At 65.6% G+C, this 15,306-nt stretch carries 17 protein-coding genes; all 17 read left to right on the top strand.

The genetic code is table 11. The features are described from left to right. Positions 1–11 precede the first annotated feature (11 nt). The 17 genes from flgC (at position 12) to ACNJYD_RS29990 (ending at position 15,269) form a co-directional block, all read left to right on the top strand. The gene (gene flgC / locus ACNJYD_RS30070) at positions 12–428 is read left to right on the top strand and encodes a flagellar basal body rod protein FlgC (RefSeq protein ID WP_172786962.1); all 417 of its coding nucleotides are present in this window, start codon (positions 12–14) and stop codon (positions 426–428) included. A gap of 2 nt (positions 429–430) precedes the next feature. Beyond that, on the top strand, positions 431–760 hold the full coding sequence (locus tag ACNJYD_RS30065) for a flagellar hook-basal body complex protein FliE (protein ID WP_172786961.1): 330 nt from the start codon (positions 431–433) through the stop codon (positions 758–760). Positions 761–778: 18 nt separating this feature from the next. Then, positions 779–1,567 (top strand): flagellar basal-body rod protein FlgG, encoded by a 789-nt coding sequence (flgG, locus tag ACNJYD_RS30060; protein ID WP_172786960.1) that lies wholly within the window; start codon positions 779–781, stop codon positions 1,565–1,567. A gap of 13 nt (positions 1,568–1,580) precedes the next feature. Next, positions 1,581–2,057, top strand: a complete 477-nt coding sequence (flgA, locus tag ACNJYD_RS30055; RefSeq protein WP_172786959.1) for a flagellar basal body P-ring formation chaperone FlgA — start codon at positions 1,581–1,583, stop codon at positions 2,055–2,057. Beyond that, positions 2,054–3,184: a flagellar basal body P-ring protein FlgI gene (flgI, locus tag ACNJYD_RS30050; protein ID WP_128263899.1), complete on the top strand. Its 1,131-nt coding sequence runs from the start codon at positions 2,054–2,056 to the stop codon at positions 3,182–3,184. Before flgA ends, flgI begins: the two co-directional genes overlap by 4 nt. Before the next feature lie 67 nt (positions 3,185–3,251). Beyond that, positions 3,252–4,016 (top strand): MotE family protein, encoded by a 765-nt coding sequence (locus ACNJYD_RS30045; protein WP_439364146.1) that lies wholly within the window; start codon positions 3,252–3,254, stop codon positions 4,014–4,016. Next, positions 4,017–4,718, top strand: a complete 702-nt coding sequence (flgH, locus tag ACNJYD_RS30040) for a flagellar basal body L-ring protein FlgH (RefSeq protein ID WP_172786957.1) — start codon at positions 4,017–4,019, stop codon at positions 4,716–4,718. Between the two features lie 33 nt (positions 4,719–4,751). Then, on the top strand, positions 4,752–5,195 hold the full coding sequence (locus ACNJYD_RS30035; protein ID WP_172786956.1) for a flagellar basal body-associated FliL family protein: 444 nt from the start codon (positions 4,752–4,754) through the stop codon (positions 5,193–5,195). Continuing rightward, positions 5,192–5,932 (top strand): flagellar type III secretion system pore protein FliP, encoded by a 741-nt coding sequence (fliP, locus tag ACNJYD_RS30030; RefSeq protein ID WP_128263897.1) that lies wholly within the window; start codon positions 5,192–5,194, stop codon positions 5,930–5,932. Before ACNJYD_RS30035 ends, fliP begins: the two co-directional genes overlap by 4 nt. Positions 5,933–6,195: 263 nt before the next feature. Beyond that, entirely contained in the window at positions 6,196–7,104 is a 909-nt protein-coding gene (locus ACNJYD_RS30025) for a flagellin N-terminal helical domain-containing protein (protein ID WP_172786955.1), read from the top strand. A 274-nt stretch (positions 7,105–7,378) separates the two neighbouring features. Continuing rightward, complete coding sequence (locus ACNJYD_RS30020; protein WP_172786954.1) at positions 7,379–8,293, top strand: flagellin N-terminal helical domain-containing protein; 915 nt, start codon at positions 7,379–7,381, stop codon at positions 8,291–8,293. A gap of 300 nt (positions 8,294–8,593) precedes the next feature. Further along, positions 8,594–10,219, top strand: coding sequence for a flagellar basal-body MS-ring/collar protein FliF (gene fliF, locus ACNJYD_RS30015; protein WP_439364145.1), 1,626 nt, complete (start codon positions 8,594–8,596; stop codon positions 10,217–10,219). Next, a complete protein-coding gene (locus tag ACNJYD_RS30010) occupies positions 10,216–10,908 on the top strand; it encodes a hypothetical protein (RefSeq protein WP_439364144.1) in 693 nt (230 codons plus the stop codon). Before fliF ends, ACNJYD_RS30010 begins: the two co-directional genes overlap by 4 nt. A gap of 6 nt (positions 10,909–10,914) precedes the next feature. Further along, a complete protein-coding gene (locus ACNJYD_RS30005; protein ID WP_439364143.1) occupies positions 10,915–12,222 on the top strand; it encodes a MotB family protein in 1,308 nt (435 codons plus the stop codon). Continuing rightward, entirely contained in the window at positions 12,219–13,397 is a 1,179-nt protein-coding gene (locus ACNJYD_RS30000) for a chemotaxis protein (RefSeq protein WP_439364142.1), read from the top strand. Before ACNJYD_RS30005 ends, ACNJYD_RS30000 begins: the two co-directional genes overlap by 4 nt. Further along, a complete protein-coding gene (locus ACNJYD_RS29995; protein ID WP_439364141.1) occupies positions 13,394–14,737 on the top strand; it encodes a flagellar hook-length control protein FliK in 1,344 nt (447 codons plus the stop codon). The genes ACNJYD_RS30000 and ACNJYD_RS29995 overlap by 4 nt, the downstream gene beginning before the upstream one ends. Beyond that, positions 14,688–15,269, top strand: coding sequence for a transglycosylase SLT domain-containing protein (locus tag ACNJYD_RS29990; protein WP_439364140.1), 582 nt, complete (start codon positions 14,688–14,690; stop codon positions 15,267–15,269). Before ACNJYD_RS29995 ends, ACNJYD_RS29990 begins: the two co-directional genes overlap by 50 nt. The last annotated feature ends 37 nt before the right edge of the window (positions 15,270–15,306 follow it).

Raw genomic sequence — 15,306 nt, 5'->3', positions numbered from 1 at the left:
GGTGAACTGAGATGCTGGACTCACTGAGCGCCTCTCTGACGGTCGCAAGCTCCGGGCTCGAAGCGCAGTCGACGCGCATGCGCATCGTCTCGGAAAATCTCGCGAACGCCACCTCGACGGGACGCGCCGCCGGCGCCGATCCGTATCAGCGCAAGACCATCACCTTCGACGCCGCGATGGACCGCGCCTCGGGCGCGCAGCTCGCGAAGGTCAAGGAGATCGGGGTCGACACCACGCCCTATCGCGTCGAGTACGATCCGGGGCATCCCGCCGCCGACAAGGCCGGCTACGTCAAGCTGCCGAACGTGAACATGATGATCGAGATGGCCGACATGCGGGAAGTCAACCGCTCCTATGAAGCCAATCTTCAGGTCGTAAAGCAGGTGAGGTCCATGCTCGGCATGAGCATCGACCTCCTGAGGAGCTGACCATGCTTGAAGCGATTTCATCCACCGCGATTTCCGCAGGGCAAGCGGCGAGCCGCGCGACCGAGACGCAGGCCGTCTCGCCTGCCGCGAGAACGTCTGTCCAGGCCGGTGACGATGTCGGCTTCGAATCGGTGATGAAGCAGGTGACGTCCGACGCGATCGGGACGCTGAAGGCGGGCGAAGCCGCATCGATCTCGGCAATGCAGGGCAAGGAATCGACGCGCCGCGTCGTGGAGGCGCTGATGTCGGCCGAGCAGGCCCTGCAGACGGCGGTCGCGGTTCGCGACAAGGTCGTGCAGGCCTACCAGGAAGTCGTTCGGATGTCGATTTGATCTGAAGGAGTGAGACAAGTGAAATCGCTCGCCATTGCGGCCACGGGCATGAACGCCCAGCAGACCAACATCGAAGTCATCGCGAACAACATCGCCAACATCAACTCGACGTCGTACAAGCGGGCGCGCGCCGAGTTCACCGATCTGTTCTACCAGATGGACCGCATGCAGGGCGTCGCGAACACCAACGGCTCCTCGCCGATTCCGGAAGGCGCCAATCTCGGCCTCGGCGTCAAGTCCGCGGCGATCCGCAAGCTGCACATCCAGGGCGCGCTGACGCAGACCGGAAACCCCTACGATCTCGCGATCAACGGCCGCGGCTGGTTTCAGGTGCTCGGCCCCAACAACGAGGTGCAATACACCCGTGCGGGCTCGTTCAACACCAATGCCAACGGCCAGCTCGTCACCATTGACGGTTACCTGCTGGACCCCGCGATCACGGTGCCGCAGGGAACGGTGGAGGTCACCGTCAATGCCACCGGCCAGGTGTTTGCCAAGCTCGATACGGAAGTGAATCCGCGGCAGATCGGCCAGCTCAACCTCGCCAATTTCGCCAACGAAGCAGGCCTCGAGCCGCTGGGCGGCAATCTCTACAAGGAGACCACGGCGTCCGGCACGCCGGTCGTCGGGCTGCCGGGCGATGCCGGCTACGGCAAGATCAACCAGAAATATCTCGAGGCCTCGAACGTCGACCCGGTCAAGGAAATCACCGAGCTGATCTCGGCGCAGCGTGCCTACGAAATGAATGCCAAGGTCATCCAGGCCTCGGATGAAATGGCCCAGACGGTCTCGAAGGGCATGCGCTAGTTCCGGTGTCTCGATGTTGAACAGGGTGGGCCTGATCGTGCGCGGGTTGGCCGCCGTACTGCTGGTACTCGTCGCGGCGCGGGGCGCCGCGGCCGAGGAGAAGCGGCTTCCCGTGCCGGCCGTCTCGATCCGCGCCGGCGAGCTGATCCGCGAAGAGATGATCACCGAGCGCGCCTTCGCGCCGAGCCTGCTCGGCGTTGCCATGTTCATCGAGGGACGTCAGGTCCTGGTCGGCCGCATGGCGCGGCGCGCGCTGTTGCCGGGCCAGCCCATTCCAACCAATGCGGTCGAGGATCCCTGGACCGTCGCGCGCGGCGCCATGGTCAAGGTCGTGGTCGAGGACAGCGGCCTGTCCATCGTCACTTACGGCTCGGCGATGCAGTCGGGTGCGGCCGGTGCGCTGATCCCGGTGCGCAACACGGACACCGGCGTGATCATCAGGGGCGTCGTCCAGCCGGACGGCACCGTCAAGGTCGTGGACGGGTCATGACCAGACTCCTGCTTGCGCTCATCCTGCTGGTGTCTGCCGCCAGCGCCCAAGCCGCCGTCCGCATCAAGGACATCGCGGACATCAAGGGTCTGCGCGAAAACCAGATCGTCGGCTACGGCCTCGTCATCGGCCTCAATGGCACCGGCGACACGCTGCGTAACGCGCCGTTCACCGAACAGTCCCTGCAGTCGATGCTCGAGAACATGGGCATCAACGTCAGGAACGAGACCACGAGCACGAACAATCCCCCGCGGCCGACCACGCTGCGCACCCGCAACGTCGCAGCGGTGATGGTGACGGCGGACCTTCCGCCTTCGATCGGGCCCGGCGAGCGCATGGACGTCACCGTCTCGTCGCTCGGCGATGCGACGTCGCTGCTCGGCGGCACGCTGGTGATGACGTCGCTGCGCGCGGCGGACGGCGCGGTCTATGCGGTGGCACAGGGCGCGATCACGGTTGCCGGCTACAGCGTCGGAGGCCAGGCGCAGAACGTCAGCCAGGGCACGCCGACGGCCGGACGCATCCCGAACGGTGCGCTGGTCGAACGCGAGGTGCAGGGAAGCCTCCACGAGATGGAGTTCCTGGTGCTCCAGCTGAAGAACCCCGACTTCGTCACCGCAACGCGCATCCTCGACGCGGTCAACCGCTACGCCGGCGGTCGCTACCGCGCGCAGATCGCGTTCGAGCGCGACTACCGCACCATCGTGCTGTCGAAGCCGCGTCATGTCGGCCCTGTCCGCTTCCTTGCCGAGATCGGCGAATTGGTGGTCGAGCCGGACACGCCGGCGCGGGTCGTGATCAACGAGCGCACCGGCACGGTCGTGATCGGGCGCGACGTGCGGATATCGACCGTTGCCGTGACCCACGGCAATCTGACGGTTCGCGTCACGGAGATGCCGGTGGTATCGCAGCCGGCGCCGTTCTCGCGAGGACAGACGGTGGTCGTCCCGCAGACCGTGGTCGAAGCCAACGAGGCCGGATCGCAGGTGGCAATCCTGAGCGGGGTCGATCTCCAGCGCCTGGTGCGCGGGCTGAACCAGATCGGCCTCAAGCCATCAGGGATCATCGCGATCCTCCAGGCGATCAAGACGGCGGGCGCGCTGCAGGCCGACGTCATCGTGCAATGATGCGCAAGCGTCGTGCAAGCTTGGTCGCTCAATGCTCAGGTCTGAAGCGAGAATCGCACGCGGCCCGATGCTGAAGCTGGATCACAAAGCCAAACTCCTCCTGCTGGCCGCGGCAACAATGCTCGCGAGCGTCTCGCCGGTGCTCGCCCTGGACGAGGCCAAGCCCTCGAAACCGCTCAACCTGCTCTCCTTCGCCCGTGCTCGTGCGGGCGGACCGCAGAAGCCGCAGCCGCCGGCCACCGCGACACCTGGCGAGAATGCGTCGGTCCGGGCCACGGCATGGGCGGCTGAAGATTCGGGCCCCGTCGTCACCGGCGCGGTGCCGGCTCCGGAAACGCCGACACCTGCGCCCGCGCCGGTCCGTCCGGCCAAGCCCGGCAGCGTCACGGCGCCGCCGAAGCCTGCGCTGCCGCAGGCCGCGCCGGCTCCCGACAACGAAATCGCCCTGTTCTGCAGCAACGTCGCCGATCCCGCCGTCGACGCAAGGCTGGCTTGGCAGCTCAAGGAGCTCGAGAAGGCCGAGAGCCTGCTGCGCGAGCGCATCGCGGAAGTCGAGGCCAAGCGCGTCGAATACGAGAAGTGGATGGCGCTGCGCGACGACTTCCTGAAAAAGGCCGAAGCCAGCGTCGTCGAGATCTATTCGCGCATGAAGCCCGAAGCTGCGGCGACCCAGATCGCCGGCATGGCAGACGAGACCGCCGCGGCCGTGCTCGCCAAGCTCAGCCCGCGCAGCTCGAGTGCGATCTTCAATGAGATGGACACGGCACGCGCGGCGCACCTCGCCGACCTGCTCGGCGGCATGCGTCGCGTGGACGACGGAAAGAGCAAATAGATGAACAAGCCGATCCTCTCCCTCCTCGCGGCATCCGTGCTCCTGGCCGGGTGCTATCATGATCCGGCCGAAGTCCTGATCGGTCCGCAGATGTCGCCTGTCGGCAGCGGCCTGCGGATGCAGGCCGATCCGATCCCGGTGACGCCGCGCATGCGCACGCCCGTGAGCTACCGCTCCACCTGGGACGACGGCACCGATCTTTACCGCGATCCCCGCGCCCGCCGCACCGGCGACGTCGTGACGGTGATCATCTCGATGCAGGACAAGGCCAAGCTGGACAACAAGACCGGCCGTTCGCGCGATTCGCAGGTGAAGTTCGGGCTCGACTGGCTGATGGACGTCGCCGGATGGAAAGACACGGGTTCGGCCAACGCCAATCTCAGCACCAACACCCAGATCAAGGGCAACGGCCAGATCGACCGCACCGAAGACATCAAGCTGTCGATCGCGGCCATCGTCACCGACGTGCTGCCGAACGGCAACATGATGATCAGCGGTTCGCAGGAATTTCGCGTCAACACGGAGATGCGCGTGCTGAACGTCGGCGGCATCGTACGTCCGCGCGATATCTCGCGGGCCAACACGATCTCCTACGACAAGATCGCCGAGGCGCGCGTGTCCTATGGCGGGCGCGGAAATCTGTCGGACGTGCAGCAGCCTGGATGGGGACACCGGATCTATGATGCCGTGGCACCGTTCTGAGACCGGCACCGCGTCGCGATGGCAGGGGATGCCATGCGCCTGATCGCCGCCATCGTCGTGCTGACCCTGATCGCGATCGGCGCGGGCGCGGTTGCCGGCCTGCATCTGATCGCAACCGCCGAGCGCGTTGCCGACGCGAAGAAGAGCGCCACCCCGCCGCCGATCGCGTCGAGCTACGCCGGCAGCGCGCGGCTCAGGAAATTGTCCCCGATCGTGACCAATCTCGCCGCGCCGGCCAACAATTGGGCGCGCATCGAAGCCTCGATGGTGACCGACAGCATGAGCGACGAGGATGCCGGCATTCTGGCCGCCCATATCAGCGAGGACATCGTGACCTATCTTCGGTCGGCGACCGTTACCCAGTTCGAGGGATCGCGCGGGCTCCAGCATCTGCGCGACGACCTGACCGAGCGCGCCAATATCCGCTCGTCGGGCAAGGTCCGCGAATTGATCATCGAGACGCTGGTGATCCAGTGAGGGTGAAAGTCCTGCTGCTCGCGCTGGTTCTGGTCGTGCTGCCCGAGGCGGCGCTGGCCCAGATTCCGGACCTTAATTCCCTGCTGCCGCCCGGAAACGGCTCGACCAGCGGCCGGATCATCCAGCTGATGGCGCTGATCACGGTGCTGTCGGTGGCGCCGGGGCTGCTCATCATGGTGACGAGCTTCACGCGATTTGCGGTGGCGTTGTCGTTCCTGCGCGCCGGTCTCGGCCTCCAGACCACACCTGCCAACCTGGTGCTGATCAGTCTCGCGCTGTTCATGACCTTCTACGTGATGGCGCCGACCTTCGACCGGGCCTGGGAGAGCGGCGTCCAGCCGCTGATGAAGAACGAGATATCGGAGGAGGAGGCCTATCTGAAGATCACGGATCCGTTCCGCGAGTTCATGCTGGCCCATGTCCGCGACAAGGATCTCCAGACCTTCGAAGCGCTCGCCGCCGAAAGCTTCCGCAGGAAGTTCGACGACAAGCGGATCGATCTGCGCGTCATCATTCCGGCCTTCATGATCTCCGAGCTCCGCCGCTCGTTCGAGATCGGATTCCTCATCATCCTGCCGTTCCTGGTGATCGACATGATCGTGGCGACGCTGACCATGTCGATGGGCATGATGATGATGCCGCCGACGATCCTCGCGCTGCCGTTCAAGATGCTGTTCTTCGTGCTGATCGACGGCTGGAATCTGCTGGCCTCCGGCCTGGTCCGCTCGTTCTCGTGAGCGCCGCGATCGCCGGCCGGCCGTTATGGTTAAGCGAAACGCACTGGTTATGGTTAGCGGGGTGTAATGTTAACCATATGATTTCACTGCGGAATTCAAGCCCATCTTAATCCGGAAGCAAGATTCGGCGTGCTAGCAATGCGGCACGGCGGGTTGGACCCATACTGATCGGTCCAAAGGCATGATGCCGCCCTTCCGTACCGGTGAAAGCCCGGTATGTCCCCTCGTGAAAATGTAAACGCGTACATAAAGGGACATTCGCAATGTCAAGCCTGCTTACGAACTCGACCGCCATGACCGCACTCCAGACGCTGCGGTCTGTGGGTTCGCAACTCTCCACCACGCAGAACCGGATCTCCACCGGTCAGCGCGTGGCCACCGCTTCGGACAACGCCGCCTATTGGTCGATCGCCACCTCGATGCGCGCCGACAATGCCGCGCTCTCCGCCGTCTCCGACTCGCTCGGTCTGTCGGCTGCGACCGTCGACACCGAATATACCGCTCTGACCACGGTCATCGGTGACAAGGACTCCGGTCTGACCAAGCTCCAGTCGCTGCTGGTGCAAGCCAAGACCGCGGGTATCGACCGCACCAAGATCCAGGCGGACGTCACCCAGATCCAGCAGCAGATGAAGAGCACGGCCAATGCCGCGACCTTCAACGGCATCAACTGGCTGAGCACGACGACCGGCACCACGCCGACGAGCTTCAGCCTGGTGTCGTCGTATTCTCGCGTCGGCGGCACGCCCACCATCGGCTCGATCACCGTGACGACCGCCAACTACACGCTCTACTCGACCACCCAGACCGGCATTCTGGACACCGTGGCCGGCAGCGCCTCGGTCGACACGATCAACATCTCCGCGCTGACGGACTCGGCAGCCGACCAGACCACGCTCGATGGCTACATCGCGCAGGTGACGACCGCCATCAACTCGGTGGCCGCGTCCGCCGCCAATCTCGGTGCCGTCAAGAACCGTATTTCGACCAACACGGAGTTCGTGAAGTCGCTGATGGACTCGGTTGACCGCGGTGTCGGCCAGCTCGTCGACGCGGACATGAATGCGGAATCCACCCGCCTTGCCGCGCTTCAGGTTCAGCAGCAGCTCGGTGTTCAGGCGCTTTCGATCGCCAACAACAGCAGCCAGAGCATCCTGTCGCTGTTCCGCTAAGGCTTGGATCGTCGGGGGAGGGCCGCGCTTCTCGCGAAGCGCGGCCCTTTCGTTTGGCGTCACGCTGCGCACGCCGTCATTTCGGCTGCCAGTTGCAGGCAGAGCACAGAGCCACAAGCCCCGCACAAGCTTCGCTCGTTAACCTCGCCGCTACGACAGATTGGGCCTTGAACCCGCGTTTGCGGCACGCCCAAAGGCATGACGCCGCTCTGTCGTACCGGTGCAAGCCCGGTATGTCCCCTAAGCTCGTTTCAATCTTCAAAGGGACATCAAAATGGGTTCTAGCCTTCTCACCAACTCCTCCGCCATGACCGCGCTCCAGACCCTGCGGTCTGTCAGCGCGCAACTCGCCACCACGCAGAACCGGATCTCCACCGGTCAGCGCGTGTCCACTGCTTCGGACAACGCCGCCTACTGGTCGATCGCGACCTCGATGCGCTCCGACAACGCCGCACTGTCCGCGGTCTCCGACTCGCTCGGTCTGTCGGCTGCGACCGTCGACACCGAATACACCGCTCTGACCTCGGTGATCGGCGACAAGGAATCCGGCCTGACCAAGCTGCAGGCGCTGCTGGTCGAAGCCAAGACCGCGGGTATCGACCGCACCAAGATCCAGGCGGACATCACCCAGATCCAGCAGGACATGAAGCTCAAGGCCAATTCGGCCACCTTCAACGGCATCAACTGGCTGAGCACCACGACGGGTACCACCCCGACGAGCTTCAACCTCGTCTCGTCCTACTCGCGTGTCGGCGGAACCCCGACGATCGGTTCGATCACCATCACGACCGCCAACTACACGCTCTACTCCACCACGCAGACCGGCATTCTCGACACCGTGGCCGCCAGCGCCTCGGTCGACACGATCAACATCTCCGCGCTGACCGACTCGGCGGCCGACCAGACCACGCTCGATGGCTACATCTCGAAGGTCACCGCTGCGATCAACTCGGTGGCCTCGGCCGCTGCCGATCTCGGTGCGGTCAAGAACCGCATCTCGACCAATACGGAATTCGTCAAGACGCTGATGGACTCCGTGGATCGCGGTGTCGGCCAGCTCGTCGACGCCGACATGAACGCGGAATCGACCCGGCTCCAGGCGCTGCAGACCCAGCAGCAGCTCGGCGTTCAGGCGCTCTCGATCGCCAACCAGAACAGCCAGAGCATCCTGTCGCTGTTCCGCGGCTAAGCGGCGCACTCGAAAACGACCGTGCTCCATCGGGGAGCACGGTCCCCGCCGCGATGGTGGGCGCGCCGACGCGCGACGTGCCGGCAATCGACTTCCCGACGCCAGACTTCTTGCGACACGCTGCAGCCGGTCGGGCTGCCGAGCGCCCGAGCGCTCGCTCGCGGTTGCCAGACCGATTGCATCGTCCAGCCTTGTAAAATTGCAACGCCTCGCCAGCGAACCCGCACATTCGCGCCTGCCGCAACCTTCAGACAAGGTTGGCAGCTGAGTGTCCTCACCATTCGCATTGTACGAGGTCATATGCTCAGTCGTGCGCAGGTACAGCAACTGCTCAACAATCTGCTGGAGCTTGGGCCGCGACGCCTGATGGCCTTGGGACTGATCGGCTTTGCGGTTCTCGTCACCGTCGTCGGCGGCGCCTATTATCTCAGCCGGCCCGAGTTCGAAACGCTCTACACCGGCCTCACCCGCGAAGACGTGACGCGCATCGGCGCGGCGCTGCGCGAGCAGAACATCACCTTCGACGTCAATTCCGCCGGTGATGCGGTCTCGGTGCGTCCGAGCCAGACCATGCAGGCGCGGATGCTGCTCGCCGAAAAGGGGCTGCCGACCAGCGCCAATTCCGGTTACGAGCTGTTCGACAAGATCGGCTCGCTCGGGCTGACCTCGTTCATGCAGGAGGTCACCAAGCTGCGCGCGCTCGAGGGCGAGATCGCCCGCACCGTCCAGCTGATGAAGGGCGTGAAGGCGGCGCGCGTGCATATCGTGCTGCCGGTGCGCGGATCGTTCCGCGCGACGCAGCAGCCGCCTTCGGCCTCGGTCGTGCTGCGCACCGACGGCGCGATCGAGGCACGCACGGCGCAGTCGATCCGGCATCTCGTCGCCGCCGCCATTCCCGGCATGAGCCGCGACAAGGTGACGGTGCTCGACGCCGACGGCTCGATGCTGCTCGCTGAAGAGGACGAGGCCAGCGCCGCGCCGACCAAGATGGCGAGCCTGCAGAAGACGGTCAGCGGCATGGTGCAGGAGAACATCCGCAAGGCGCTGACGCCGTATCTCGGCCTCGACAATTTCGAGGTGAGCGTCGCTCCGCAGCTGTCCACCGACAAGCGGCAGATCAACGAGACGGTCTACGATCCCGAGAACCGCGCCGAGCGCTCGGTGCGGGCCGTGCGCGAGAAGGAATCCTCGCAGAACGCCGACCGTTCGTCGCCGACCACGGTGCAGCAGAACCTCCCCGACCAGCAGGTGAATGCAGGCGGCGGCAAGAACTCCAGCGAGGACAAGACCCGCCGCGAGGACGTTACCAATTTCGAGGTCTCGTCCAAGACCACGACGACGGTCAGCGACGGCTATTCGGTCAAGAAGCTGTTCATCGCCGTGCTGGTGAACCGCGCGCGGCTGGTCGCCGATCTCGGCGACAAGAGCAACCAGGCCATCATCGACAGCAAGCTCGCCGAGATCAGCCAGCTCGCGGCGACGGCGGGCGGATTGGACAAGGCGCGCGGCGACCAGATCCAGGTGACGGCCGTCGACTTCATCGAAGGTTCGCGTGAGCTGGCGCCGGTGCCGCCGATCAGCTTCGTCGAGATGATCAACAAGCAGCTCGGCAGCGTCATCAACGCGATCACGATCCTGGCCGTGGCCTCGATGCTGGTCTGGTTCGGGCTGCGGCCAGCGGTCAACGGAATTCTGACCCATCGCGCGCAGCAGGAGCAGGTCGAGGCGACCGAGGCCGCCCAGCTCGAAGCTTCGGCGGCCCTTGCGCTGGCCGACAGCGAGGAGGCCGAGCTCAACCTCGTCGAAGACCTCGAAGGCAAGATGCAGCGAACGCCGCAGAAGCGGCTGGAGCAGATCGTCCGGCTCGATCAGATGCAGGCGGCGGCGATCCTTAAAGACTGGATGCGACGCGAGGAGGCGGCATGAACGCGGCAATCGGAAAACTCCTGACGCAGTTCGACGCGAATGGCCGGGTCAAGTCGCCGCCGCCTCCGCCGCTGAAAATCCAGGACGTGCTGACCAGGCCGAAGGAGGCGAGGCGCGATCCGCAGCCTCAAGCGCAGCCGCAGGCCCAGACGCAGCTTCAGGCGCCGTCTCCGGTGCCTGCGACGGAAGCGCCGCCGGTCAATCTGCTGGACGATGCCTATCGACGCGGCCATGCCGCGGGCGTCGCGGAAGCCGACGCCAAGCTGGCCGAGGAGCGCGTCCGCAGTGCGATCCGGCTCGGCGAGGAGCGGGCCAAATGGTCCGACCAGCAGGCGGTCGCGATCGTCAGCGGCTTCGAGGCGGCGTGCCGCGAGATCGAAACCAACATCGCAAGCTCGGTGGCGCGGATCCTGCTGCCGTTCCTCACCGATGCGGTGCGCGACAAGGCGATCGGATCGCTGGTCGAGCAGATCGCGGCGCTGACCGGCAACTCGTCGGTGCCGGCCTTCAAGGTCACCGGCCCGAGCGAGCTGCTGGATCTCGTGAAGACGCAGCTCGAGGCATCCAGGCGAACGGGCATCGCATACGAGGCCGCCGAGACGCTCGAGGTTCGCGTCGTGGCCGACCAGACCGTGATCGAGACGCAGATCACGGCCTGGAGCGAACGCCTCAAGGAAGCGCGCCGGTAGTCCGTCATGGAGGAGGTCAAGCATGAGATCGTGATCGTCCGCCGCCGCAGCGCCTTCGCCGAGGAGGCGCATCACGGCGGCGTCTGGAAGATCGCCTATGCGGACTTCATGACCGCGATGATGGCGTTCTTCCTGGTCATGTGGCTGCTCAACGCGCTCAACCAGGACCAGAAGCAGGTGGTCGCGAGTTATTTCAACCCGATCCAGCTCGCGGAAAATGCCCCGGCGCCGAAGGGCCTGAAGAATCTCTCCAAGAAGGAGCCGACCTCGTTCGAAGGTCAGGACGGCAAGCGCCAGCCGGCTGGCACGAACGAAGAACGTCGTGGTGACTCTCCGACCGCCGAGAAGCCGGCCTCCTTCGAGGAGAAGGTCCTGTTCCGCGATCCCTATGCGACGCTCGCCGAGATCGCCAATAGCGCGAACCAGTCTAGTGGCCAGCGGCGCGCCGGCGCTCTGACCTCCGCCGAAGAGGACGGCCTCAAGGGAGGCGACGCCTATCGCGATCCGTTCGATCCCGGCTATTGGAAGCTGGCGCCGCAGGCGTCCAAGGACGCCGATCGCTTCATCGAGAGCGAGCCGAAGCCGAATGCCTCCGCGCGAGACGCCGCTGCCGGAGCCAATCCGGGCGAGCCGCAAGCGCGCCGGACACGAATGGATGATGCCGGCGGCAGCGTGGCTCCGAACCCGGAGAGCTCGAGTCTGTCGCCTCTGCTGCCACCGGGCTCCGCACCGACGCAGTCGGCGCGCGAGGGCAGCGTCCAAGCCGGCGTTCAGGCCAACGCCGCCCCGCAGGCGCGTCTTAACGATACGGCGAAGGAGTCGGAAACGCGCGAGGTGGCGCAAACGCAGCAGCCGACCCTCAAGCAGCTTCAGTCCGCGATCGCAGAGGCGCTGTCGGACATCAAGGCAGGGGCGGGACCGGCGGCCGAGGTGCGTCAAGTCGAGGAGGGGCTCCTGATCAGCCTGACCGACGATGCGAGCTTCGGAATGTTCGCGGTCGGTTCGGCGGAGCCGCGTCCCGAGCTGATCCGCGCGATCGACAAGATCGGGCCGCTGCTGATGAAGCGCCAGGGCATGATCATCGTCCGCGGCCATACCGACAATCGGCCGTATCGGTCGGAGGCTTACGACAATTGGCGACTGTCGACCGCGCGTGCGCAGATGGCCTATTACATGCTGGTTCGCTCCGGCGTCGATGTGCGGCGGATCGAGCATATCGAAGGTTACGCCGATCGGCGGCCGAAGCTTCCGAACGACCCGGCGGCCGCCCAGAACCGCCGGATCGAGATCCTGATCCGGGAGAAGCGCCCTTGATCAGGCTGCTGCGCCGCGCCGCTTGGCTGCTCCTGCCCTTCATGGCGGCAAATGCCCTTGCCCAGCCTGCGCCCCAGGGCGGCGAACCCTATGAGCTCGTCCGCGCGCTGCAAGCGGTGCAGGACGGCATCGCCAACGGCGACACTGCTGCACATGGCAGTCATATCGCGCTGATCCGGCAGATCGGGGAGAAGTTTCTCGCGGCCGATCCCGCCGTGTGGAGCAATCCGCAGAACGGCCAGGCGGTCGTCATCTACCTGCTCAGCGGCGGTGCGCCGCAAATCGTTCGCAAGCTGCCGCGGGACAAGATGAACGTCGACGAGCGGCTGTTCAATGGTGCGCTCGCCTATGTCGAGGGTCGCCAGGAGGAAGCGCGGGAGCTGCTCAAGGAGATCAAGCCGCGGACCATTCCCTCAGGACTGGGCGGACAGGTCGCGCTGGTTCAGGGCGCGCTGTTCGCGCGCGCCGAGGCGTCGCTCGCGATCGAGCGTCTGGACGATGCGCGCCTGCTGTTGCCGGGCACGCTGGTCGAGGAGGCGGCGCTGCGGCGCGAGATCCTGCTGGTGGGGCAGGCGGAGGATTTCGAGAAGTTCGAGTTCCTGACGCTGGCCTATATCCGCCATTACCGCAATTCGATCTATGCCGGCGATTTCTGGCAGCGCTTCTCCGCGGGGCTGACGCAGTCGAGCCTTGCACTCGACGAGCGCCGCTTTGCGCGGATCTCCGCCCTGCTGGAGCAGATCGATCGCGCCAGCCGCCTCAAGCTCTATCTCGTGATCGCGCGCGCGGCGATGGTGCGCGGACGGCTGGCCGTCACCCGACTTGCGGGCGAGCGGGCATTGACGCTCAGCGCGGACGCATCAGCGGAACGCGAGCGCGCCCATTTCTTCCGCGGCGCCTCGCGGGTGCTCACCGACGAATATGACGGCGGTCTCGCCGAACTCAAGGCGCTCGACCGGTCGAAGCTGCCCGAGCGCGACGTCCCCCTTCTCAATGCCGCCGTGCAGCTCGCGCTCGACGTCCGCAAGCCGTTCGCGGGCGGATCCGCCGCAGCAGCGGACAAGCCTCCGGCAACGCCGGCGCGGCTCGATCTGGCGTCATCGACCGCGACGCTCGCACGCGCGCAGAAGCAGCTCGGCGAACTCGAACTCCTGACCAAGGACCGCCGTCCATGACCAAGCTCAATGGAACCTCCGGACAGCTCTTCTCCGGTCTCGCCGAGAGTCTCAACGTGCGCGGGTCGCGCTCGGCAAAGGGCGCCGGGACCAAACCGCAGGCGAATTCGTCCTTCAACGATCTGCTCCACACCGTCTCGAACCTCGCCAAGCAGGCACTGAGCGAAGATGGCCGCGAGACGGCCGCGAAGACCGGAACGTTGCGCACGCGCCTGACCCACCCGACCGAGCAGGAGAAGCCGAAGGAGGCGACGCCGCGCGAACGTGTGGCGACAACTCCACATCCAAAGTCCATGGACGAGGCCTCCGACAACAAGTCCGAAAAGTCGACGGAGAAACCACGTCCGGTCGACGATGTCGCCGGGACGGATCGCCAGGACCAATCCGGCATCGCTGTCATGGTCGGCCAGGAGATCGCTGCCGCGCCTGCCGCGAAGCCGCAGATGCAATTGTCGTCCGCGGACAAGGACGCGCCCGCGCGCGACGAGCGGCCCCCCTCGCTGAAGCACGAGGCGCCAAGCGCCGTGAAGGCGGCGACCGCCGATACCGTCCCATCCGGTGCTGCCCAAGCCGGCGCACGCTCGCAGGCCGCGACGTCGCAAGCGATGGCCGAGTCGCAGCCGACACCGACGCAAGGTGCGGAGTCTTCGAGCGCGATGCCTGCATCATCTGGCTTCGAGGCTGTTACGGCCGATGTCGAGCGCGCTGCCAAGGCCTCAGTGCGCGCGGCGCTGCCCGAGACGACCAAGGTCACCGTGGTCCAGCAGGAAACCCATCTGCCGCCGGCGCAGTTCAACGCCCCGCAGCAGGTCGCCAACGCTGTCGTGGCCGAGCTGAAGGAACCGTCGGCCGCGGCGGCGTCCGCGGCGCCCGATCTCGCGGCAGCCCAGACCAACGCACCGGATCAGCCGCTCAGGATCCTGACCGTCAATCTCGAACCGCCCGCGCTCGGCAACGTCACGGTGCGCCTCCGCCTCGTCGGCACCGAAGTGTCCGTCCAGCTCGCGGCCGAGCGCAAGGACACGAGCCAGATGCTCGACCAGCAGCGCGACCAGATCCGCGATCTCATGCAGTCGGCGGGCTATGTCGCCGACGTCGCGCCGGTCCAGCACGGCTCGCTGGATGGATTTCAGAGCGGCTCGGGCCAGTCGCAGCCGCAGCTCTCGGGCCAGCAACAATCCTCGCCGCAGTCGCAAGACGCGTTCGGCGGTGGAGGCACGTCGTCGGGGCAGTCCGACGGCGGCGCGAAGCAGGCTCGCCAGGAGCGCCCGTTCAGCCAGGAGACGCGTCATGATCAGGATGTGGCGGCGTATCATCGTCGCGGCCCTGTTTATCTCTAGTGCGAGCGCGGCCCAGGCGGCCGCCGAAACTGCGCGCCCCTGCGAGCGCGAGATGGCGCGCGCGGCGCAGCAGCACGGGATTCCGCTCGGCATTCTCTATGCGGTCGGGCTCACCGAGACCGGACGGCGCGGCGCGCTCCATCCCTATGCTCTCGGTGCCGACGGCCAGACCGTGTTCGCCAAGGACATGGATGATGCAATCGCGAATTTCGAGACCATGCGCAGCAAGGGGATCAAATTGATTGACCTCGGATGCATGCAGATCAATCACTATTACCACGGCGACAAGTTCGCTTCGGTGCGGGCGATGTTCGATCCCGCCAGGAACGTCCAATACGCCGCGCACTTCCTCAAGGAGTTGAAGCAGCGCGAAGGCAGCTGGACCATGGCCGTCGCCCGCTACAATGCAGGTCCCAACAATCAGCCGGCGCAGAAGCGCTACGTCTGTCACATCGTCGCGCACCTCGTCTCGAGCGGCTTCGGCGCATGGACCGACAAGGCTCGCTCCTTCTGTCAGCCGAAAACGACCTGACAACATGAAGTTGTGCATCACGCCCAATCATCAGCCC

This window comes from Bradyrhizobium sp. SPXBL-02 (genome assembly GCF_051853065.1).
In the GTDB taxonomy this organism is placed as follows: domain Bacteria; phylum Pseudomonadota; class Alphaproteobacteria; order Rhizobiales; family Xanthobacteraceae; genus Bradyrhizobium.
The sequence above is the reverse complement of the archived record's forward strand: the minus strand, read 5'-3'. Positions and strand labels throughout refer to the sequence as shown.